At 59.0% G+C, this 22,794-nt stretch carries 19 protein-coding genes; 14 read left to right on the top strand and 5 right to left on the bottom strand.

Annotated features, from left to right (window positions below; translation table 11 throughout):
• Positions 1 to 107 precede the first annotated feature (107 nt).
• From GOV53_RS08185 to GOV53_RS08165, 5 genes are all read left to right on the top strand, one after another.
• Entirely contained in the window at positions 108 to 2,054 is a 1,947-nt protein-coding gene (locus GOV53_RS08185) for a type I secretion protein (protein WP_170465323.1), read from the top strand.
• Between the two features lie 218 nt (positions 2,055 to 2,272).
• Positions 2,273 to 4,384 (top strand): type I secretion system permease/ATPase, encoded by a 2,112-nt coding sequence (locus tag GOV53_RS08180; protein ID WP_437436791.1) that lies wholly within the window; start codon positions 2,273 to 2,275, stop codon positions 4,382 to 4,384.
• The gene (locus GOV53_RS08175) at positions 4,381 to 5,733 is read left to right on the top strand and encodes an HlyD family type I secretion periplasmic adaptor subunit (RefSeq protein ID WP_170426593.1); all 1,353 of its coding nucleotides are present in this window, start codon (positions 4,381 to 4,383) and stop codon (positions 5,731 to 5,733) included. Before GOV53_RS08180 ends, GOV53_RS08175 begins: the two co-directional genes overlap by 4 nt.
• A gap of 80 nt (positions 5,734 to 5,813) precedes the next feature.
• Entirely contained in the window at positions 5,814 to 6,185 is a 372-nt protein-coding gene (locus GOV53_RS08170) for a rhodanese-like domain-containing protein (protein ID WP_170465319.1), read from the top strand.
• A 101-nt stretch (positions 6,186 to 6,286) separates the two neighbouring features.
• The gene (locus GOV53_RS08165; RefSeq protein WP_170465317.1) at positions 6,287 to 6,472 is read left to right on the top strand and encodes a hypothetical protein; all 186 of its coding nucleotides are present in this window, start codon (positions 6,287 to 6,289) and stop codon (positions 6,470 to 6,472) included.
• Here GOV53_RS08165 and GOV53_RS08160 read toward each other — a convergent pair whose 3' ends face one another.
• Positions 6,473 to 7,231: an alpha/beta fold hydrolase gene (locus GOV53_RS08160; protein ID WP_170465315.1), complete on the bottom strand. Its 759-nt coding sequence runs from the start codon at positions 7,229 to 7,231 to the stop codon at positions 6,473 to 6,475.
• Positions 7,232 to 7,320: 89 nt separating this feature from the next.
• Between GOV53_RS08160 and GOV53_RS08155 the strand changes: the two genes are divergently transcribed.
• A complete protein-coding gene (locus GOV53_RS08155; protein WP_170426589.1) occupies positions 7,321 to 7,695 on the top strand; it encodes a hypothetical protein in 375 nt (124 codons plus the stop codon).
• Positions 7,696 to 7,753: 58 nt separating this feature from the next.
• Here GOV53_RS08155 and glyA read toward each other — a convergent pair whose 3' ends face one another.
• Positions 7,754 to 9,049, bottom strand: coding sequence for a serine hydroxymethyltransferase (gene glyA / locus GOV53_RS08150; RefSeq protein WP_170426588.1), 1,296 nt, complete (start codon positions 9,047 to 9,049; stop codon positions 7,754 to 7,756).
• Positions 9,050 to 9,217: 168 nt separating this feature from the next.
• On the opposite strand from glyA, the gene GOV53_RS08145 reads away from it, so the two are divergent.
• Positions 9,218 to 9,979, top strand: coding sequence for an NAD kinase (locus tag GOV53_RS08145; protein WP_170465313.1), 762 nt, complete (start codon positions 9,218 to 9,220; stop codon positions 9,977 to 9,979).
• 257 nt (positions 9,980 to 10,236) lie between these two features.
• Here the strand turns inward: GOV53_RS08145 and GOV53_RS08140 are convergent, their stop codons facing one another.
• From GOV53_RS08140 to GOV53_RS08130, 3 genes are all read right to left on the bottom strand, one after another.
• Positions 10,237 to 11,670: an amidase family protein gene (locus GOV53_RS08140; protein ID WP_170465311.1), complete on the bottom strand. Its 1,434-nt coding sequence runs from the start codon at positions 11,668 to 11,670 to the stop codon at positions 10,237 to 10,239.
• Positions 11,671 to 11,764: 94 nt separating this feature from the next.
• Positions 11,765 to 13,654 (bottom strand): propionate-CoA ligase PrpE, encoded by a 1,890-nt coding sequence (gene prpE, locus GOV53_RS08135; RefSeq protein ID WP_170465309.1) that lies wholly within the window; start codon positions 13,652 to 13,654, stop codon positions 11,765 to 11,767.
• Positions 13,655 to 13,929: 275 nt separating this feature from the next.
• Positions 13,930 to 16,203 (bottom strand): NADP-dependent malic enzyme, encoded by a 2,274-nt coding sequence (locus GOV53_RS08130; protein ID WP_170465306.1) that lies wholly within the window; start codon positions 16,201 to 16,203, stop codon positions 13,930 to 13,932.
• A 185-nt stretch (positions 16,204 to 16,388) separates the two neighbouring features.
• Here GOV53_RS08130 and GOV53_RS08125 point away from each other — a divergent pair, with 185 nt between their 5' ends.
• From GOV53_RS08125 to upp, 7 genes are all read left to right on the top strand, one after another.
• Positions 16,389 to 17,093, top strand: coding sequence for a hypothetical protein (locus tag GOV53_RS08125; RefSeq protein WP_170465304.1), 705 nt, complete (start codon positions 16,389 to 16,391; stop codon positions 17,091 to 17,093).
• Positions 17,056 to 18,159, top strand: coding sequence for a cupin domain-containing protein (locus GOV53_RS08120; protein ID WP_170465302.1), 1,104 nt, complete (start codon positions 17,056 to 17,058; stop codon positions 18,157 to 18,159). Before GOV53_RS08125 ends, GOV53_RS08120 begins: the two co-directional genes overlap by 38 nt.
• A gap of 104 nt (positions 18,160 to 18,263) precedes the next feature.
• Positions 18,264 to 18,656 (top strand): cytidine deaminase, encoded by a 393-nt coding sequence (locus GOV53_RS08115; protein ID WP_170465300.1) that lies wholly within the window; start codon positions 18,264 to 18,266, stop codon positions 18,654 to 18,656.
• A 4-nt stretch (positions 18,657 to 18,660) separates the two neighbouring features.
• Positions 18,661 to 19,968: a thymidine phosphorylase gene (locus GOV53_RS08110; protein WP_170465298.1), complete on the top strand. Its 1,308-nt coding sequence runs from the start codon at positions 18,661 to 18,663 to the stop codon at positions 19,966 to 19,968.
• Positions 19,965 to 21,176: a phosphopentomutase gene (locus GOV53_RS08105; RefSeq protein ID WP_170465296.1), complete on the top strand. Its 1,212-nt coding sequence runs from the start codon at positions 19,965 to 19,967 to the stop codon at positions 21,174 to 21,176. The genes GOV53_RS08110 and GOV53_RS08105 overlap by 4 nt, the downstream gene beginning before the upstream one ends.
• A complete protein-coding gene (locus GOV53_RS08100) occupies positions 21,173 to 22,159 on the top strand; it encodes an adenosine deaminase (protein WP_170465295.1) in 987 nt (328 codons plus the stop codon). The genes GOV53_RS08105 and GOV53_RS08100 overlap by 4 nt, the downstream gene beginning before the upstream one ends.
• Positions 22,156 to 22,788: a uracil phosphoribosyltransferase gene (upp, locus tag GOV53_RS08095; RefSeq protein ID WP_170426577.1), complete on the top strand. Its 633-nt coding sequence runs from the start codon at positions 22,156 to 22,158 to the stop codon at positions 22,786 to 22,788. Before GOV53_RS08100 ends, upp begins: the two co-directional genes overlap by 4 nt.
• The last annotated feature ends 6 nt before the right edge of the window (positions 22,789 to 22,794 follow it).

Below are 22,794 nucleotides of genomic sequence, written 5' to 3'. Positions count from 1 at the left end.
TCGGGCCCCGACCCATTTCATAAAACTGCCGAGGCCGTATCGGGCGGCCTCGGCGCAGCAAACCCAAACCGGAAATTTCAGGCCGGGGAGGGGAAAAGGAAACCGATATGTCTCTCGACAGTATTACAGAAACGATTGCGCATTTTGTTGGAACCTTTGAACTTACTATTGAACAAGCTCGTCTGCGTGATGAGTACCAGGAATTTGTCGCGCTGCGGCGCAAGAACGAATTGGAAGAACTGGAAGATCCGACCACAATTCGGGTCAAAGCCAATCTGAAGCTCGATCCAGGCGAATACGATCCACTCCCGTACAAGCTTTTGCCGCCTGCTGCTGATCTTCCTTTGCCTCCTGTCCCGAACGGGCCACTTGAAATGGCTCAGATGATTTCCGGCCCGGGTTTTGGACCCGATCCCTATGTGCCGGCCGTTCAACTGGGTGAGGCCCAGACCGTTATCGTGGTCCCGGACCCGCAGGTTGCGCCGCTGATTATCGGCTCGGCTGTGACCTACACGTTCCAAACCATCCTGATGAACGATAACGATGTGATCGGCCAAGGGGTCTTCCGCGACGTTGAACTGCAGATCGCCCAAGGTCAGGAGATGTTGGACGCCGCGCTGTCGATGCACGCGATTGTGACCCCGTCCCTGAACATCGAAGATTACCAATCGCTCGAATATCTCGAGAGTTTGGCCGACCAGATGCAGTCGCCAATGATCTCGCAGATCGAGGGCGTGACCGTTTACCAGTTCCATGGCGAGGACGCTTTGGGCATTTTCGTGAACGGTGAAAAAGTCGATGAGATGCCGGACTGGAACGATCTTTTGCCAGCCCACCATCAGACTGAGGAAGAAGACGAAGAAGAGGGCGACGCGCCCGACATGATGCCCGACGAATGGGACCGCTCAGATGACGAGGAATTCGGCGAAGGTCATACTGTCATCGCGGGCGGAAACCTGGCCGTCAATCAGGTCGACATCACCTTGGCCTGGGTTGATGCGCCTGTGATCGCAGTGGGCGGCAAGTCTGTCAGCCTCACGGTCGTCAGCCAGGTGGCGGTTGTCTCGGACGTAGATCAGGGTGGGCCGGGCGTGCAAAGCAGCACAAATGTGGTTCAGGCCGCCTATATCGGAACCGAAGCCAGCGAGGCCTGGTGGGTCGAAGACAATGTCTCTGAAACGAGCGCCGACCCGATTGTCTCGGTAACCTGGATTCAGGGTGATCTGTGGGTCACCAACTTTATCAAGCAAGTGATCGACGCCACGGATATCGACAAGATCAGCACTGAACTTTCGGCCTCGACCAGCCTGTACACCTTGGGTGACAACGTGTTGACCAACGTGACCAACATCATTCAGCTGGGCAACTTCTACGACCTGATCATGATTGGCGGAAACATGGTTTCCGTCGATGTGCTGCACCAGACAATTGCGTTGATGGATGACGACGTCTACGGCAGCGGGACACCGGATCAGGAAGGCAATGAAAATCTGGTCATGAACCAGGCTTCCGTGACGACGACCGGCGAAGATACGCTGGAAGAGTTGGACATGCCGCATGCCGAGGCGCTGACCCTTCAGCAGGTCGACCGTGAGGCATTCGAAGATGCTCTGACGTCTAACCCCGACTATGCTGGCATGGAGTTGATCCGCGTTCTCAACATCGAAGGTGACCTGGTTCAGGTCAATTCGGTCGAACAGATCACATTGTTGCAGGATCAGGACGATATGTCGGTCGAAGGAGCTGAGGCGGTAAATGCGGCGGTGAACGGTGCTGGTAATGCTCTGCTGAACGCTGCAAACATCACCAAGGTTGGCGTCGACTCGACCATCATGGCGGCGGGCGGAGAGTATTCCGACCTCCTGATTCACCAGGCTTCATTGCTCGATATCCCCGAGCAGGAGGACGCAACGGAGATCGCGAATGAAGTGATCGCCGTCCTTATGGAAGAAACGGCAGCGGCTGGCGAGAATGGCCTCGCTCAGGCGCAATCGAACCTGACACCGTCCGAAATGGCCAGCAATGACGATGCTATGCAGTCCATGCTGGCGTAAATTTTATATCCGTTTCGGTCGATTCATGTTAGCTTAAAGACTGTATTTGTTGCGAGTGCTCCGAAAGTTTTAAAATGTCGATTGTTTTTTCGTCGCGTCGTTCTCTTGATGCCAGCCCGCTTGATATTGAGGGCGTTGGTAAACCTACGCAGCCAGATGGCAGCGATAAGTCCCAACAACAAACAGCAAAGGCGCCCAGCTTGCGTCTGAACAAAAAAATGCGTGTGCCAGACCCTGACGTCAGTCCTGAAGCGACGGCCAAGCAGGAAGAGTCTGTCGCCGCAAAAGCTGTGAAGCCCAAGAAGAAAGCGACCAAACCCAGATCCGAACCACCAATACGCGCCGCAGCTTCCCCCCGGCGCGCTCAGTCGCAGCCCGATGAAGACCAGAATGCCCAGGGCCGCGACGCTGGGGTGGCCGAGGATGCCTCAAGCCCCGATCCTGACACCGCCACGGAAACGACAGCGCGAGCGACCCCCCAATCGCGCTCGACGGGCGGTGAACGCATAGGTGCCACTATCGAGGCTAAGGCGAACGAGCCGATGCAACTCCGAAAAACGGGCGGAGGTGACGGCAAGGGGCCACCCCAGACTTTCCACAAACGCACTCCTCCAGAGGATTTCCAGAACACGCTGCGCACGTCGTTGCGGGCGATCTGGCGCAATCTGGCCTTTGTTCTGGTGCTGACCTGTGCCACGAATATCCTGATCCTTGCGATCCCGATCTACCTGTTCCAGATCAGTGACCGTGTTTTGACCAGCCGCTCGCTGGACACGCTGATCATGCTGACGGCCATCGTGGCTGGGGCGGTGATTTTTCAGGCGGCTTTTGATGCGGTGCGTCGCTTTATGCTGATGCGCACAGCGGTTGAGGTCGCTGCAAGGTTGGGCGCGCCGGTTCTGAGTGCTGCAGCGCATGCCTCATTGCACGGCAATGGTCGTGAATACCAGACATTGGGTGATTTGCAGCAAGTGCGTGGGTTCCTGGTTTCGGGAACCCTGATTTCATTCCTCGATGTGCCTTTCGCTCCATTGTTTATCTTGATGATTTTCCTGGTGCATCCGCAGCTGGGAACCATCGTGATCATAACTGCGTTGTTGCTGATGATTATCGCGTTCGTGAACCAGAAGATGACCGCCAAACCCTTCGCCGAGGCGAACCGGGCGCAATCCATGGCGAACCAGCATCTGGACTCGATGGCGCGCAACAGCCAGATCATCAACGCACTGGCCATGATCCCAGAGGCCGTTCGCATCTGGGGACGGGACACCGCGCAATCGTTGACCTGGCAAGTGCGCGCGCAGGACCGGAACGTGATTTTTGCCGCGATCTCGCGCGCTGTGCGCCTGTTGACTCAAATCGCCATTCTGGGCTGGGGCGCGTTCCTGGCGCTGCAGGGTGAGATCACCGGCGGTATGGTCATCGCGGCCTCGATCATCGCTGGGCGGGCCTTTGCGCCGATCGAAGGGTCGATCGAAGGCTGGAACTCATTCCTGCTGACGCGTGCAGCCTTTGGGCGCATCCGGAACCTGTTGTCCAATTCGGCGCTGCAATTCGAAAAGCTGCGTCTGCCGCGCCCCGAAGGTCGCATGGACGTGGAACGTCTGCTTTACGTGCCCGGTGGTACCAAGCGCGTTGTTCTGAATGGGATCAGTTTTTCGCTGAACCCCGGCGAAACGCTGGCCGTGATCGGGAACTCTGGTGCAGGCAAGACCACGCTGGGCAAGACGCTGGTGGGATCGATCCTGCCGACATCCGGCAGTGTCCGGTTGGACCTGATGGACATCCGCAACTGGGATCCGCGCCAGTTCGGGGAAAGCATCGGCTACTTGCCGCAGGATGTGCAGCTGTTCCCCGGTACAATCAAAGACAACATCGGTCGGATGCGCGCGGATGCGACGGATGAACAAATCCACGACGCGGCGGTTCTGGCTGATGTGCACAATATGATCGCCACCCTGCCACAGGGGTACGAGACTGTGGTGGCTGCGGATGGCTCACCCCTGTCGGGTGGTCAGAAACAGCGTATCGCACTGGCGCGAGCTTTCTTTGGTAACCCGCGCATGGTCGTTTTGGACGAACCGAACTCGAACTTGGACGTGGCGGGGGATCAGGCGTTGTCCAAGGCAATTGCACAGGCCAAGGCGAACAAGATTACCGTTGTGGTGATTACTCAGAAACCAACCCTGTTGAACGTTGTCGACAAGATCATGCTGCTGACGGACGGCCGCGTTGCATTGTTTGGCCAGCGTGAACAGGTGCTGCAGCAGTTGAATGCGTCGCGGGGCAACAGACCCGGTATTCAATCACAGCAAGGGGGTCCGGCATGAATGAACTTGTCCCAGTAAACAACGATCCCAAGGACCCAACGGTCTGGTACGCCGAGGTTCCGCGCTCGATCAGTCGGTTCGTGGTGATCGGCTTGATAATGTTGGTGGTCTGCTTTGGCGGCTTTGGAATTTGGTCCTTCCGCGCACCATTGGCGGCAGCAGTAATTGCGCAGGGCAGTTTTGTTGCCACTGGTCGCAACAAGATTGTACAGCACCTCGAAGGCGGCATTATCGACGACATCAAGGTGATCGAAGGTCAGACGGTCAAGCAGGGTCAGGTTCTGATGACCCTGGACCAGACCTCGGCCGAGGCGAATGAGCGTGAACTGTTCATCCGCAAAATCCGTCTGCAGGCGATGACTGAACGGTTGTCGGCCGAGTACAACGAAAAGGAACGCTTAGAGTTCTCGCCCGATTTGATCGAAGCATCGGATGACGTTGAAGTCATGGGCATTCTGGACGGGCAGAAAATCAGCTTTGACGTGTCCCGTAAAACGCTGCTGAATGACATTGCCCTGCTGCAACGCAATATGGAGGCACTCAAGATCCGCTCCAGCGGTTTTGAAGCGCAGCTGGACAGCATGATCCGGCGTTCGGAAATCCTGCAGGAAGAGTTCGAAACCAAAGAGGCCTTGTTCGAAAAAGGATTGGTGCGCAAAGGCGACCTGAACACGATCCGCCGTGTTCAGGCCGAGGCGGAAGGCCAGCAGGCGCGCCTGATGGCCGAAACCGCCGAAATCAACCAGATGATCCTGAAGTATGAAGAACAGATTACGCGAACCCGTTCCGCTTATCGCGAAGCGGCGCTGGACGAATTGGGTGTCATCGAGGCCGATCTTGAAAGTGTGCGTGAAAAAAGCCGCCAGGCCCGCAGCGTTCTGGAACGGGCAGTGGTTCGGGCGCCGGTATCCGGGACCGTCGTGCGCTTGCACTACCATACCGCAGGTGGCGTAATCGAAACCGGTGAGCCTATTGCCGAAATCCTACCCTCGGACGCGCCTCTGATCATCGAGGCACAGGTGCCCCGGACCGAAATCGACAGCGTTGTGACGGGCCAGCAGGCCACCGTACGACTGGTGGCGCTGAATCAGCGCACAACGCCAGTGCTGAGCGGCGAGGTCTTTTATGTCTCGGCGGACGCTCTGGTCGAAGATTCCTCGGGTGTGCCGCAAGAGGTCTATCTGGCGCGTATCTCGCTGGCTCCGGAAGAGATGGACCGCGTACGTGGCTTCATTCCCACTCCGGGTATGCCGGCCGAGATCATGATCCAGACCGAGGAACGCACCTTTGCGGCCTATATCGCAAAGCCTGTGACAGACAGCATGTCGCGCGCCTTCCGCGAGCACTGATTGCCCAATCGGGCAATCAGTCTGCGCATTCCCGATTTTGCGTGCTAGCATCTGGTGAGATTCACCAGAGGGGACTTTTCATGCCATTGACCGTAAGCCAGATGATGGAGGCGGCGAACGCCGTCGTTGCCCGGATTGATACAAACGGAGCCAAAGACCTGATCGGGCAGGGCGCGCTGCTTTTGGATGTCCGCGATGCTATCGAGCTGCAGCAAACCGGTCGTGCCAAGGGCGCACATCACATCCCGCGTGGCATGTTGGAGTTCCGCGCCGACGATAGCCTGCAATCGCACGATCCCGAGCTGCGCAAGGATCGCGCCATCGTGCTGTATTGCGCCGCAGGCAGCCGGGCTGCGTTGGCGGGCAAGCTGTTGAAAGATATGGGCTATGAGCAGGTCTATAACGTCGGCGGTCTGCCAGACTGGATCAATGGCGGTGGGGAGGTCACGTGATTTTCTGACCTGGGCACACCGAAATCTGACGCAGATCAAGGTGTCTTACATTCCAAATGGTTAATGTGATCTTCGGGCTTCAAACATAAGGAAGACAGAAGATGCTACGCCTTGCCGCTATACTCTATTCCCTGATCGCAACCGCCTTGGCCGGTTCGGCTGTTATCGCGGTTCTCACCGCAGGGCTGGTGTCTACGGTCGCCATTGTCTCGGCAGCTGCGGCAGGCTGTGTTGTGGCGTTGCCAGCGTCCTGGCTGGTTGCCAGACGTCTGTATCAGAACGCCTGATCAGGCGTTCAAAAAGGTCCTGACGGCCGCTTCGAATTCACGCGGTTTCTCGGCGTGCAGCCAATGGCCCGCGCCGGGAATTTTTGCAAACCGTGCAGCCGGGAACAGGGCGCGGATTGCGTCCCGATGTTCAGGCAGGACGTAATCCGAAGCGCCGCCAGACAGGAACAGAGTAGGGCCGGCCCAGGACGCATCTGTTTCGGGGAACCCCATGATCTTGGGCATCTCGGTCGCCAGTGTGTCCAGGTTCAGCAGCCAGCGTTTTCCCTTGATATCAAGGGATTGCGTAAAAAAGCTCTGCAGCGCTTTTTCGACGCCTTGCGCCGCCAACTGCCCCTCGGCGTCTGACCGGCGTTCGATGGTCGAGAAATCGACAGCGCGCATGGCTTCGATGAACTGGATCTGGCTGTGCGTATAAGTGACAGGCGCAATGTCCGCGACCACCAGTTTGTGCACCAGATCACCGTGCCCAAGCGCCAACATCATGGCAGCCTTGCCGCCCATTGAATGGCCAACAACGTCTGCTTTTCCTCCGATATGTTCGACTACTTCGGCCAGATCAGCGGCCAGATCGGGATAGCTGTGCTGGTCTGTCCAGGCGCTGTTGGCGTGATTGCGCATGTCCAGGGCCACAACCTGCCGCTCATCCGACAATCGCCGCGCAATGACCCCCCAATTGCGGGCCGACCCGTACAGGCCATGCGCAATCAAAAGAGGAGGGTTCGAGGTCGGTTCGCCGTGGATGATCATGTTCAGCATAAGGCCGTGATACCTTCACCCGTTTCAAACAGCCAGCCCCATTGTCGAGCCTGCTGCCCGAGGTTACATTCCGCGCGCAGGAGGGCGTCATGACGCAGACAACAGATATCCAAGGCCAGATCGCGGACACGGTGCAATTGCTGCGTGCAAAGCTTGGCGTAAAGGACAAGACGCTGACGGCCTCGGTTCGCAAGGCCAAGCGCCGCCTTCCGCGGCGGATCTACAAGCAGGCAATGCTGCTCGCCGGTGCGGAACAGATGGCTGCGCATCCGAAATTGCGACTGGTGCTGGACACGCCCAAATTGGCGCAGGCGTCCGAAGAGGTTCAGACCCATCTGGCCGGTATCAATTTGGCGGATCGCCGCTGGGGCTGGTTCCTCAGCTTTCTTGGATCGCTCGCGCTGGGTTTTCTGGCCCTGTCGGCGCTGGTGCTGGTCGTGCTGCGCTGGCGCGGCTTTATCTGAGCGCACAAAAAACGACGCCCCTTGGGGCGCCGCATGTGTTTCTTCAAACCTGTAGGACTTACAGGTTCGGATAGATCGGGAATTTGGCGCAGAGATCTGCGACCTCGGCCTTGACCTTGGCTTCAACTGCGCCGTTGCCGTCTTCGCCATTGGCCGCCAAACCATCAACAACCTCGATGATCCAGTCCGCAATCTGGCGGAACTCGATCTCGCCAAACCCGCGTGTGGTTCCGGCGGGTGAACCCAGACGGATGCCGCTGGTGATGGTCGGCTTTTCGGGGTCAAACGGCACACCGTTCTTGTTGCAGGTGATGTGCGCGCGGCCCAAGGCCTTTTCGGTCGCGTTGCCTTTGACGCCTTTGGGGCGCAGGTCGACCAGAACAACATGGGTGTCCGTTCCGTGGGTGACCGTATCCAGACCGCCCTTGATCAGCTGATCCGACAGCGCCTGCGCGTTGGTCACGACCTGCTGGATGTAGTTTTTGAATTCGGGGCGCAGAGCCTCACCAAAAGCGACGGCCTTGGCCGCGATCACGTGCATCAGTGGGCCGCCCTGAATGCCGGGGAAGATGGCCGAGTTCACTTTCTTGGCGATATCCTCATCGTTGGTCAGGATCATGCCGCCACGCGGACCGCGCAGGGTCTTGTGTGTCGTGGTGGTTGCCACATGCGCATGCGGGAAGGGGCTGGGGTGTTCGCCTGCGGCGACCAGACCGGCAAAGTGCGCCATGTCTACGTGCAGGTAGGCACCGACCATGTCAGCAATCTCGCGCATGCGGGCAAAGTCGATTTGGCGCGGGATGGCCGAGCCACCAGCGATGATCAGTTTGGGCTGGTGCTCTTTCGCCAGCGCTTCGACCTGATCATAGTCCAGCATGTTGTCTTCTTTGCGGACGCCGTACTGCACAGCGTTGAACCACTTGCCCGACTGGTTTGGACGCGCGCCGTGGGTCAGGTGACCGCCTGCGTCCAGGCTCATGCCCAGAATGGTGTCGCCAGGTTTGATCAGCGCCTGGAAGACGCCCTGGTTGGCCTGAGAGCCCGAGTTTGGCTGCACGTTGGCGAACCCGCAACCAAACAGCTCTTTGGCGCGGTCGATAGCCAGATTTTCAGCGATATCAACGAATTGACATCCGCCATAGTAACGACGACCGGGATACCCTTCGGCGTATTTGTTGGTCATGACCGAGCCCTGCGCTTCCATCACGGCGGCAGAGACGATGTTCTCGGACGCGATCAGCTCGATCTCGTCGCGCTGACGACCCAGCTCGGATGTGATCGAGCCGAAAAGCTCGGGGTCACGGTCGGCGAGGGACTGGGTGAAAAATCCGGTATCACGGAGATTGGCGTTCATGGGCACTCCACATGGCTGTGTCAAAATCTTGCGGATTTCCTATCGGAAACCGTGCAAGTGCAAAAGCTTTAAAGCGACGATTTGGCCTGCTGGGGCGTCAAGTCTGGCCTATCGGGGAAAGGTATGATTGTTTCGGAACCAAATGTGCAAGACCGGAAACCGGAACAAATGATCCAGAGAATCGCTTTCCTCGCCAGCGACGTCAAAGTGGCCCAAACTGCCCGCGACGCCTTGGTAAAACGCTATGGCAATGCCGCGCCACGGGATGCGGATGTGGTGGTGGCGCTGGGCGGTGATGGGTTCATGCTGCATACCCTCCATAACATGCAGCATCTGGATACGCCGGTTTATGGCATGAATCGCGGCACAATCGGATTTCTGATGAACGAATTTCACGAAACCGACCTGATGGCGCGGCTGGATGCAGCCGAGGAAGAGGTCATCAACCCGTTGGCCATGCGGGCGATGGATCAGTCCGGCAAGATGCACGAGGCGCTCGCGATTAACGAGGTTTCACTGCTGCGCGCCGGTCCGCAGGCTGCGCGGCTGAAGATCAGCGTTGATGGCCGGGTGCGAATGGACGAACTGGTCTGCGACGGCGCACTTCTGTCCACACCTGCGGGATCGACCGCGTATAACTATTCGGCGCATGGCCCGATTTTGCCAATTGGCTCGGACGTCCTGGCCCTGACGGCAATCGCCGCGTTCCGACCACGCCGGTGGCGCGGAGCGCTTTTGCCCAAGATCGCCAAAGTCCGGTTCGATGTACTGGACGCTGACAAGCGCCCGGTCATGGCGGATGCGGATTCGGTGTCTTTTCCAGACATCGACTGGGTCGAGATCCGGTCCGAACCCTCGATCCAACATCGCATTCTGTTTGATCCGGGGCACGGGTTAGAAGAACGCCTTATTTCTGAGCAATTCACCTAAAATATGGGATTTTCGAAATTTTTAGAACTTGTGTGAACTGGTTCACATGAGGTTCATTAACATTCCGCTAATCTAATCTTGCCCGGAGATCACGTCACGGTGGGAGTGAGTGGCCACCAAACGACGTTTTCGAACGAGTGCGCAGATTTTGCGCTGGCGAGGGTAGGTGGTGCTACGCTCGTTACCGATATCCGGGCATATTTTAGCAAGCGGACCCCGGGCACAATAACCCGGGGTCTATTATTGTTGGGGTCGTTTTAGGCGCCCATCTTCTCCCACAATGGCAGGCACATCTGGCCGACTCGCGCCTCGATCGCAGCGGCGGCATCCACGGCCATATCTTCGCGCCAACGGCGGGCCGCGATCTGAACGTTGATCGGCTGCGGTCCATCGGGCAGCTCGGCCAGCCGGGAAGGTACACAAGCGGCGGGCAGGCCAAGGAAGTTCATCGAATAGGAATAAACCGCACAGCCCAGAACCTCGTGCACACCTTCTGCGCCTTCGGTGTCCCGGTCCGGTTTGAAGAATGGTTGCGGCAGGAACGGGGACAGGACCAGAGGGTAGTCCTCCATGAATACTGACCATTCGCGGGCATAATGGGTGCGCTTGGCCAGAATGCGGATCAGGTCGGTTTCTACGATAGGCGGAAACTCCTGAAAGTAGACCTCGAAAATCTCGCGGATGGTCTCTGACCCCGCAGCCTCGATATCGCCTCGTAGCAGTGTCAGGACTTCTCCCATCAGGGCGCGATAGCCGGATCGCCCGCATTCGAAGACGTCAGGCGGGTCGATCTCTTCAACCAGATATCCGGCGTCGACAAGCGCGTCTCGGGCCGTGTCCAACGCCTTGTCAACCTCGGGATGCAGGGCGTAGCCAAAGGTGTTCTTGGTGAAGGCGACTTTGATCGGGCCGTCCATAGTCTCACCGCGCCACGGCATGGCGACGTGGAAAGGGTCGCGCGGATCCGGGGCGATCAGGCTGGGCATAGACAGATGCAGGTCGGCGGCGGAGCGGGTGATCAACCCCTGCACCGACATGGATTGCGCCAGAATTCCACGCTCGGCCTGCTGGCTGGGGTTCCACGCTGGCACACGGCCCAATCCGGGTTTGACCGTGACCGCGCCATTGGCCGCCGCAGGGAATCGCAGACTGCCGCCGATATCGTTGCCATGCGCCAGCGCACCGATCCCGGCCATCACCGACGCACCGGCCCCGCCCGAAGACCCGCCGGGCGAGATATGCCGCCCCCAAGGGTTATGAGTGCGGCCATGCAGCGGGTTGTCGGTATCGGCGCGGAATGAGAACTCGGGCGTATTGGTCCGCCCGATCACGATAGCTCCGGCATTCTGCAGATTGCGCACCACAGGGGCATCGTCAGGGGCGATCACATCCTTCAGCGCGACCACACCGTTCGAGGTCGCATGCCCCTTTTGATCGACATTGATCTTGATGGTGACGGGCACACCATGCAGCGGACCGGCTGGTGCGCCACCCGCTACGGCCACATCCAGATCACGCGCGCGGCTCAGGGCCTCATCGCTCAGGTCTTCGACGACTGCATTCAGCGCAGGGTTGGCCTGATACATCCGATCGATGGCGTTCCGGGTGACCTCTTCGGCGCTCAGGTCACCGCTGCGGGTCAAGGCGGTCAGGTCGGTGGCGTTCAGACGCCAGATGTCGGTTTGTGTCATGGGCCCTCACTGTCTTGGGATGACAGTAGGGGGCCTGTTTCAGGTTGCAAGCGAAAGACAGACGTCGGGCGACAGATCGCCGCCCAAGTGCCTGTTATTGCGCGTAACCAATGGTTTTCAACGCATCCGTGATCTCGTCCAGGATGGCCGGATCATCGATGGTTGCGGGCATCTTGTAGTCTTTGCTGTCCGCAATCGACACCATGGTGCCGCGCAGGATCTTGCCCGAGCGTGTCTTGGGCAATCGGTCCACCACTACGGCCAGTTTGAACGCAGCAACCGGGCCAATCTTTTCCCGCACCAGCTTGACCACGTCTTGCACGACCTCGCCATGATCGCGGTCACAGCCAGCATTCAGGCACAAAAAGCCAACCGGCATCTGACCCTTCAACTGATCGGTCACGCCGATCACGGCACACTCGGCGACGTCGGGGTGGGCGGCCAGAACTTCTTCCATACCGCCGGTAGACAGGCGGTGGCCCGCGACGTTGATCACGTCATCGGTGCGCGCCATAATGTAGAGGTATCCGTCCTCGTCCACCATGCCCGCGTCTCCGGTCTCATAGTAACCGGGGAAGTGGTTCAAGTACGAGCTTTTGAACCGCTCTTCCGCATTCCACAACGTTGGCAAGGTTCCCGGGGGCAGGGGCAGTTTGACGGCGATCGCACCCAACTCACCCGGCTTCATCGGGTGACCGCCCTCGTCGAGAATCTGCACGTCGTAGCCCGGCATTGGTTTCGCAGGTGAGCCCAGCTTGACCGGTAACTCCTCAATCCCCAGCGGGTTGCCGGCAATGGTCCAGCCGGTCTCGGTCTGCCACCAGTGGTCGATCACAGGGACCTTCAGCGCATCCTGTGCCCATTCGATGGTGTCGGGGTCCGCACGTTCACCGGCCAGATACAGGGCGCGCAGGCTGGACAGGTCGTACTTTGCCAGCATCTCACCCTTAGGATCTTCGCGTTTGACGGCCCGGATGGCTGTCGGGGCAGTGAAGAAGCTTTTTACTTTGTGCTCGGAAATCACCCGCCAGAAGGTACCTGCATCGGGTGTGCCGACCGGCTTGCCTTCGAACACAATCGTCGTGTTGCCATGGATCAGCGGCGCGTAGCAGATATAGGAATGCCCAACGACCCACCCCACGTCAGACGCTGCCCAGAACACATCGCCCGGATCGACGTCATAGATGTTCTTCATCGTCCAGTTCAGCGCGACCAGATGGCCTGCGGTTGGGCGGACGACACCTTTAGGTGCACCGGTCGTGCCTGAGGTGTAGAGGATGTAGGCCGGATGATTGCCCTCGACCGGCACGCATTCCGCCGGTTCGACACCGTACTGAAAGCCATGCCAGTTATAGTCGCGGCCTTCGACCAGCTGAGCCACTTCCTGTTCGCGCTGGAAGATGACGCAGAAATCGGGCTTGTGACTGGCCATGTCGATGGCGCCGTCCAGCAGCGGTTTGTAATGCACAACGCGACCCGGCTCCATCCCGCAGGAGGCGGCGATGATGGCTTTGGGTTTGGCATCGTCGATCCGCACGGCCAGCTCGTTGCTGGCAAAGCCGCCGAACACAACCGAGTGAACCGCCCCGAGGCGGGCACAGGCGAGCATGGCCTCAAGCGCTTCGGGGATCATCGGCATATAGATGATGACGCGATCGCCTTTTTCGACACCCTTGGCCCGCAGTGCGCCGGCCAGATTGGCGACACGGTTGCGTAGCTCGACATAGGAAATCTCGCGCTTGGTATGCGTGATCGGGCTGTCATAGATAATGGCGGTTTGTTCGCCGCGACCGTTTTCAACATGCCGGTCCACCGCGTTCCAACAGGTGTTTACCTTGGCATCGCTGAACCATTCGTACAAAGGCGCGTTGTCGTCGAACAATGCCTTGGTTGGCGGCTGAACCCAGTCAATCTCTTGCGCGGCTTTCATCCAGAATGCCTCTGGATCCGATTTCCAGCTTTCGTAAATGTCCTGATAAGCCACGGTGACCTCCTCCAAAAACTCCTTGGAAGATGTGTTATGTGGCCAGAGGTCACCGCACAAGCGACCGGAATGACGGAGCGTCACTTTATCGCAAAATATTTGCAAGAATCCGCTAACTAGCCTGCAAATTTTTGCAAACTACCGCGATTTTGCTGCGTTTTTGCGACTGAATTCGAGTTTTTGCAAAGTTGCATAGTTTGGTGTGCAAACCACGCACCCGGTTTGGAATCAAACAGGGCGCCGCTTTGACGCCCTGTATAGTGGGTATTGGTTAATCAACCGTAATGGGCGACCGGGGTGCCCGCGATGGCTGCCATGTTCAGCAACCCACGCGCCGTGATCGAAGGCGTCACGATGTGCGCCTTGTTGCCCATCCCCATAAGGATCGGGCCGACCTCAAGCCCATCGGCCTTCATCTTGAGGATGTTGCGCACGCCGCTGGCCGCGTCGGCATGGGCAAAGATCAGAACATTGGCTGGACCCTGCATGCGCGAATTCGGGAAGATGCGCGAACGCAGCTCAGGGTCCAGAGCAAGATCCAGGTTCATTTCACCCTCATAGGTGAAATCGCGCGGCTCGGAGTCGAGGATCTCCATCGCGGCCCGCAAGCGTTTGCCCGACCCTTCGGCCTGATTGCCGAACTGCGATTGCGAGCAAAAGGCGATTTTGGGCTCGATCCCGAAACGTCGCACATGCCGCGCAGCGCCAAGTGTCGTCTCGGCCAATTCTTCGGGGGTGGGAAGCTGTCGTACATGGGTGTCAGCGATGAATAGTGGCCCGTCCTCAAGGATCATCAGCGACAGCGCACCATGCGGCCGCAGATCGCCGTCGTCCAGAACCTGCTCGACGTAATTCAGGTGCCAACGATACTCGCCAAACGTGCCACAGATCATACTGTCGGCTTCGCCGCGATGAACCATGATGGCCGCAATGGCGGTGTTGTTCGTGCGCATGATGGCTTTCGCCAGATCGGGCGTGACGCCTCGGCGCTGCATGATCTCGTGATACGAGTTCCAATAGTCGTAGTATCGCGGGTCATCCTGCGGGTTGACGATTTGGCAGTCTTTGCCCGGGCGCACCGTCAGGCCAAGCCGTTCGCAACGCGCATTGATCACATCGGGGCGGCCGATCAGGATCGGCGTTTCGGTCGTTTCCTCTAGAATGGCCTGCGCTGCGCGCAAAACCCGCTCATCCTCGCCTTCGGCAAACACGATCCGGCGCGAGGCGGCTGCGGCGGCCTCGAATACCGGGCGCATCAGAAGGGCGGACTTGAACACGGTCTGGTTCAAACGCTCTTTATAGGCATCGATGTCCTTGATCGGACGCTTGGCGACGCCGCTCTCCATAGCGGCTTTAGCCACCGATGAGGACACCACGCCGACCAGACGCGGATCAAACGGCTTGGGGATCAGATAGTCCGGGCCAAAGGTCAGCTGTTCCCCTTTGTAGGCCGCCGCCGCCTCGGCGCTGGTTGTCGCGCGAGCCATCTCTGCGATGCCGTCCACGCACGCGATCTGCATCTCGTCATTAATTTCGGTCGCGCCCACGTCCAGCGCTCCCCGGAAGATAAAGGGGAAACACAGGACGTTGTTGACCTGATTGGGAAAGTCGCTGCGCCCGGTGGCAATGATCGCATCCGGTGCGACCTCGCGGGCTGCCTGGGGCAGAATTTCCGGTGTCGGGTTGGCCAGCGCAAAGATGATCGGTCGTTTGGCCATCTTCTGCACCATCTCGGGCTTCAGAACGTTTGGACCGCTAAGGCCGAGGAACAGGTCTGCGTCGCCGATGACGTCATCCAATGTGCGCAGGTCCGATTTCTGAGCAAACTGGTCTTTGTGCGGATTCATGTCCACGTCACGACCTTCGTAAACCAGCCCGTGAATGTCGCACAGCCAGATATTCTCGCGTTTGACGCCCAGTTTGACCAGCATCATCAGGCAGGCAATACCCGCCGCGCCGCCCCCGGTAGAGACAATCTTGATGTCTTCGAACTTTTTGCCTGCAACGTGCAGGGCGTTCTTGGCCGCAGCGCCGACCACAATGGCTGTACCATGCTGGTCGTCATGAAAAACGGGGATGTTCATGCGTTCGCGGCACAGTTTTTCCACGATAAAGCAGTCAGGCGCCTTGATGTCTTCGAGGTTGATCGCACCGAAGGTCGGTTCCAGTGCGCAGACGATATCTGCCAGCTTTTCAGGGTCAGGTTGGTCGACTTCGATGTCGAAACAGTCGATCCCGGCGAATTTCTTGAACAGAACAGCCTTGCCTTCCATCACCGGCTTCGACGCCAGCGCGCCGATATTGCCCAGCCCCAGAACCGCTGTCCCGTTTGAGACAACCGCCACAAGATTTCCGCGCGCTGTATAGAGCTCGGCATTGGAGGGGTCGGCTTTGATCTCCAGGCTGGCATCGGCCACGCCGGGGGAATAGGCGCGCGCCAGATCGCGGCCGTTCGCCATGGGCTTCGTTGCCTTGATCTCAAGCTTCCCGGGTTTGGGATGGGCGTGATATTCAAGCGCTGCTTGCCGCAAGCTGGGTGTATCCGACATCGGCGTTATAACTCCTCAGACAATTTGGTTTAGCATTAAACTATATTTTCGGGTTTGGCTACGCTACGTCATTTTGCAACAGTTATGTAAAAGTTGCTGGGGCTCTTGTTGAAAATTGTCACATAAAATTTACGTACGTGCATCCTTGGGACAAACCTAAACACGTCGAGCAGTGAAAGCTACACATGAGCTACAAAGATGAATTCCAGGCCGGGATAGCCTTTCCGGCTGGCCGGGCCGGGCTTGGGGCCGACCGCATCGTCTATGCCATCGTGCTGACAATCGCCAGTCTTGTTCTTGCTGCCGTGAGTATCTGGCCGGTGCAGGCGCTTGCGCTGAACCAAGAGGGCGGGTTGTTCGAGACCATCTCGGCCGCGGCGCTTTTTGTGGCCGGCCTTGCCGCGCTCTGGCGGTATCCCGGCCTGAGCCGCCTGTACATCGGCCTCGTCTGTTTACTGTTGGCGGAGCGAGAGCTTGAAGCGGACATCTATCCGGTGGATAGCCTGCCGTATTGGGTGCTGAATGGGCTCGATACCGCGCTGGACATGACGCTGGTTCGGATCGCTCTGGTCGCCATCGTGATTGGTGGTGTGGTATGGCATGGCGTCCCCAACGCCTGGCATGCTGTAAAACAACGTGCTCCGTTTTTTGCCGTTTTCGTCCTTGCAGGCGTTCTGGCAGTCGTCGCACAAGTGCTCGAAGAAGTTTCGGGCAAGTACAGCGCTGATTTGTCTGCTCTCATGAGAGTTCGTTTTTTTGTTCTGGAAGAAACGCTTGAGATGTTCTTTTCGATTGGCATTTTGGCCTCTGTTCTGATCGGATGGCCAAAATCCGACAGCGAAGAGACTCTGTATGACCTCAACCCCAAGCATCGACCAGACGCGCGCTGAAATCCGACTGCCCACCAGCGAGCTGCGCGACGACATTCCCTTTTTTACCAAGACGCTCGGAATGCGGATGGACATGATCTATCCCGCCGACGACCCTCGGGTTGCTGTGTTTTCCGGCCACGGGCTGCGCCTGCGGGTCGAAAAGGACGCGCCCGAGACACCGGGGACCATTCGTATTCTGACGGATGATCCGGACGCATTCGCTGGAGGTAAGCGCAATCTGGTCGCACCCAATGGCACACGGGTCGAGATTGACGAATTGAACCCGCCTATGGTGATGCCAGAAACAGTGCATTCCTTTGTGGTCCGCAGGCTCAAGGATCAGGCTCCGTGGATTATTGGGCGCGCGGGGATGCATTACCGCGATCTGGTGCCGGATCGGCTGGGTGGTTCCATCATCGCCAGCCATATCCGTATTCCTGACGGCGGCCCCGTGCCGGATATGGTTCATTTCCACAAAGTCGGGTTTCAGCTGATCTTCTGCATTCATGGCTGGGTGGATGTTGTCTACGAGGATCAGGGCGCAAAGATGCGCCTGACCGCAGGAGACTGCTTTATCCAGCCGCCCGAAATCCGCCATCGGGTGCTTGAGGCATCCGACAATGTGCAAGTGATCGAAATCGGCGTTCCCGCCGAACACGTCACCGAAATTGATCATCAGATGGAATTGCCCACACCCCATTTCCGCCCGGACCGCGAATGGCAGGGCCAGCGTTTCGTCTACAACAAGGCCGAAGGCGCCGCGTGGGAACCGTTCCGCCTACCGGGCTATGTCTACCGTGACACAACGATTGCCGAAAGCACCAAGGGCGTCGCTGGCGTACAGGTTGTGCGCAAAGGGCAGGGTGATCCGGTTTGGGCGACGCATGACACAGACATTCATTTTACCTTCGTGATGGAGGGTGAGGTGACCCTGGAAGGGGAAGGCCGCGAACCATATCATTTGGAACAAGGCGATGCGTTCGTGATCCCGCCGGGCATGCGCACGAAACTGTCCGACCCTTCTGATGATATCGAATTGCTCGAGGTCACCTTGCCGGGAGTATTCAATACCAAGCTGGATTAAGTCAGTTTTGGCCCAGGAATAATGCATCCCGGGGGTTCAACTCCCCGGGCAGTTTCATTTAGGGTATGTTTTTCTGACCAGTTGATCAAAAATGGGGAATCGCCATGACTTTGAAAGATGCAGCGCTGTCTGTCCGGGAAAAAGCCTATGCGCCGTATTCCAACTTCAAAGTTGGCGCGGCGATCCGGTCAGCAAGCGGCCAGGTCTATTCGGGCTGCAATGTGGAAAACGTGGCTTACCCCGAAGGCACCTGTGCTGAGGCCGGTGCAATTGCAGCAATGGTGGCCGCGGGTGAGCAGGAACTTTCCGAGGTTTACGTCGTCGCCTCAAGCCCGCAACCGGTGCCACCGTGTGGAGGATGTCGACAGAAACTGGCCGAGTTCGGTAAGCGGGAGGTCAAGGTGACCCTCGCCACGGTCGATGGGGCCGAGTTTGAAACCACGATCGGAGACTTGCTGCCGGGTGCGTTCGACGCCTCGCATATGGAGGACGTGTAACCTCATGGACGCCCGTTCGATCATTGCAAAACTGCGCCGGGGGCAGGTCCCAACCGGAGATGAGCTGACCTGGTTCGCACAAGGTCTGGCCGATGGCGGCGTCAGCGACGCACAGGCAGGGGCCTTTGCCATGGCGGTCTGCATGGGCGGGCTGGGTGCGCAGGGGCGCGCGGACCTGACAACCGCCATGCGTGATAGCGGCGATGTGCTGACCTGGGATTTCGATGGTCCGGTGATCGACAAACATTCGACCGGTGGGGTGGGGGACAGCGTTTCTCTGGTGCTTGCTCCGGCATTGGCCGAGTTGGGGGCGTATGTACCCATGATCTCGGGCCGCGGTCTGGGCCATACGGGTGGCACGCTGGACAAGCTCGAGTCGATCCCCGGGGTCAGCACGCAGATCGGGCAGGACCGCCTGACGCAGATTTTGCACGACACCGGCGCAGCGATTGTGGGGGCCACGGGGCAGATCGCCCCGGCGGACAAGCGGCTTTATGCGATCCGCGACGTAACTGCGACAGTGGAAAGCCTGGATCTGATTACTGCCTCGATACTGTCCAAGAAACTGGCCGCCAGCCCCGAGGCTTTGGTGCTGGACGTCAAGGTCGGCTCTGGTGCCTTCATGAAAACGCTGGAAGATGCGCGCAAACTGGCGCGTGCCCTGTCGGAAACCGCGAATGCGGCGGGATGCCGGACCTCGGCGGTGATCACCGATATGCACCAACCCTTGGCCCCTGCGCTGGGCAATGCGCTGGAAGTGGCCGAGGTCATGAAGGTTATGACCCAAGACGCTTATGCCCCGCTGGCTGAAATCTCGGCCGAACTGGGCGGCGTGTTGTTGGCCGACGCCGGGATGTTCAAAACGGCTGATGAGGGCCGCGACAAGATCACGGACGTTATCCGCGACGGGCGCGCGGCTGAACGGTTCGGGCGCATGATGGCCGCTGTTGGCGGGCCGCTGCAGTTCGTTGAAAACTGGTCGCGCTACCTGCCTGAGGCCAGTGTGATCCTTGAGGTTCCGGCCCCGACAAACGGATACGTCACCGCAATAGATGGTGAGCCGCTTGGCCTGACCGTTGTGGCGCTGGGCGGCGGGCGGCAGGTCGAAGATGACGTGATCGACCCGGCGGTCGGCTTGTCGGATATCGTCCGGTTGGGCGACAAGGTAGACAAAGGCGCGCCGCTGGCCGTGATCCACGCCGCGCGTGAGGACGCTGCCAAACAGGCCGCCGAGGCTGTTGTCGCCGCGATAACGCTCGGAGACGCCGCCCCGACAGAGCCCACGCTGATACACGAAAGGATCACACCGTGACCCGCGCGTTTCTGGTGGTGATGGACTCGGTCGGCATCGGCGGCGCGCCGGATGCGGGCAGTTACTTCAATGGCGAGACCCCCGACAACGGCGCAAACACGCTGGCGCATATCGCGCAAGCCTGTGCCGAGGGTCGGGCGGAAGAGGGGCGGTCAGGCCCTTTGCTCCTGCCTAACCTCGATGCGCTGGGGCTGGGGGCCGCGACGCGGTTGGCCTCGGGCGACGAAACGCCCGGGCTTGCGGCTGAGCCGACCGGCTTGTGGGGATGCGCGCGCGAGCATTCGCCGGGCAAGGACACGCCTTCGGGCCATTGGGAACTGGCCGGGCTGCCAGTGCCGTGGGACTGGCACTATTTCCCCGATACCAAGCCATCTTTCCCCGAGGATCTCAGCCGCGCTGCTGCCGAAGCAGCGGGCACTGACGGCATTCTGGGCGACTGCCACGCCTCTGGCACGGCCATTATTTCCGAACTGGGGGCCGAGCATATGCGGACCGGCTGGCCTATCTGTTACACGTCCGCCGACAGTGTGTTTCAGATCGCCGCGCATGAGGAAAGCTTTGGCCTCGACCGTCTGCTGGCGATGTGCAAGGCGCTGGCCCCACGTTTGCACGAGATGAAAGTCGGCCGGGTCATCGCGCGACCCTTTGCCGGCTCGCCCGAGCAGGGGTTTACCCGCACCACCAACCGTAAGGACTTTGCCATTTTGCCGCCAGCGCCAGTTCTGACCAATTGGGCGCAGGATGCCGGGCGTCGGGTACATGCAGTCGGCAAAATCGGCGACATCTTCTCGATGCAAGGGATCGACACGCTGCGCAAAGGTTCGGATACCGAATTGATGGGCCACTTGTCCGATCTGGTCGACGAGGCCGAAGAGGGCAGCCTGACCTTCGCCAATTTCGTCGAATTCGACAGCCTGTACGGGCACCGCCGCGACATCAGCGGCTATGCCCGCGCGCTGGAATGGTTTGACCGTGAAATCGGCCTGATCCTGAACAAGATGCGTCCGGGCGATCTGATGCTGCTGACTGCCGATCACGGTAACGACCCCAGCTGGATCGGGACTGACCACACACGCGAACAGGTGCCGGTTTTGATTGCCGGAAAGGGCACAGGCCAGATAGGTGCCGTCGATTTTGCCGATGTCGCCGCCAGTATCGCGCACCACCTTAACATTCCGGCGCAAGGACCGGGGAAGAGCTTTCTATGACTGTCGCAGACCTGCCAAAAATCGAACTGCACCTGCACCATGAAGGTGCAGCGCCACCTGCTTTCATTCGCCAGCTTGCACATGAAAAGCGCATTGACCTGAGTGGTATTTTCAAGTCGGACGGAAGCTATGACTTCCGCGATTTCGCACATTTCCTCAGCGTGTACGAGGCCGCCTGCGAGGTGCTGAAATCCCCTGAGGATTTCCGCCGTCTTACGCTGGCCATCCTCGAAGAAAGCGCTGCAAATGGTGTGGTTTACTCGGAAACCTTCCTCAGCCCGGATTTCTGTGGCGGGGGCGACCTGCATGCGTGGCGCGATTACCTGAATGCTATTCAGGACGCCGCGGATGAGGCAGAGAGCAAGTTCGACATCACCCTGCGCGGGGTGGTCACCTGTGTGCGCCATTTCGGACCGGAACAGGCGAAGCAAAGCGCGCATTGCGCTGCTGAAACGGCGGGCGATTGGATCACTGGTTTCGGGATGGGCGGAAATGAGGGCGTGGGCGCGCAGGGTGACTATAAGTGGGCCTTCGATTGCGCCCGTGAAGCTGGCTTGCGCCTGACCACCCATGCCGGCGAATTCGGCGGCCCGGAGAGTGTACGCGATGCGGTGCGTGATCTGGGTGTGGAACGAGTGGGCCACGGCGTTCGCGCCATTGAAGATCCTGACCTGATCCGTGAGTTGGTTGACCGTGAGGTCACGCTAGAGGTCTGCCCCGGCTCGAACGTGGTGCTGGGGCTGTTCCCCGATTTTGGTGCACATCCGATTGCGCGGTTGCGCGATCACGGCGTGAAAGTCACTGTTTCTACCGATGACCCGCCGTTTTTCCATACCACCATGCGCCGCGAATATGAGATGCTGAACCAAGCCTTCGGCTGGGAGGCCGAAGACTTCGCAGCCCTGAATGACACGGCCCTGAACGCGGCCTTTTGTGATGACGATACCCGCGAACGGGTCAAGAAAAGACTGGAGAGATCATGAGCGAACACCTGACCGTCGTTGACCACCCGCTGGTGCAGCACAAACTGACGCTCATGCGGGACAAGGGCACCTCGACCGCTGAGTTCCGGCAATTGCTGCGCGAGATCACGCTGCTACTGGCCTATGAGGTTACGCGTGAGTTGAAGCTGACGACCCGTCACATCGAAACCCCGATGGAAGAGATGGACGCCCCTATTTTGGCCGGTAAAAAACTGGCGCTTGTGTCGATCCTGCGCGCAGGCAACGGAATGTTGGATGGCGTGCTGGAACTCGTGCCATCGGCCCGTGTGGGCTTTGTGGGCCTTTACCGAGACGAAGAAACGCTGAAGCCGGTCCAGTACTATTTCAAAGCGCCCGAGGGACTGAAGGACCGTCTGGTTATCGCGGTTGACCCAATGCTGGCCACCGGCAACAGCTCGGCCGCAGCGATTGATCTGCTGAAAGAGGCCGGGGCCACCGATATCCGCTTCCTCTGCCTGCTGGCCGCCCCCGAAGGCGTTGCCCGCATGAAAGAGGCGCACCCTGATGTGCACATAGTCACAGCGTCGCTGGATCGTGAGCTGAACTCAAAAGGCTATATCATGCCGGGGTTGGGTGACGCGGGCGACCGGATGTTCGGCACCAAGTAAGCGGCT

Origin of the sequence: Ruegeria arenilitoris (assembly GCF_013035315.1) — a bacterium.
Lineage (GTDB): Bacteria > Pseudomonadota > Alphaproteobacteria > Rhodobacterales > Rhodobacteraceae > Ruegeria > Ruegeria arenilitoris_D.
Note: the sequence above shows the minus strand (reverse complement) of the source record. Positions and strands in the feature narration are given on the sequence as shown.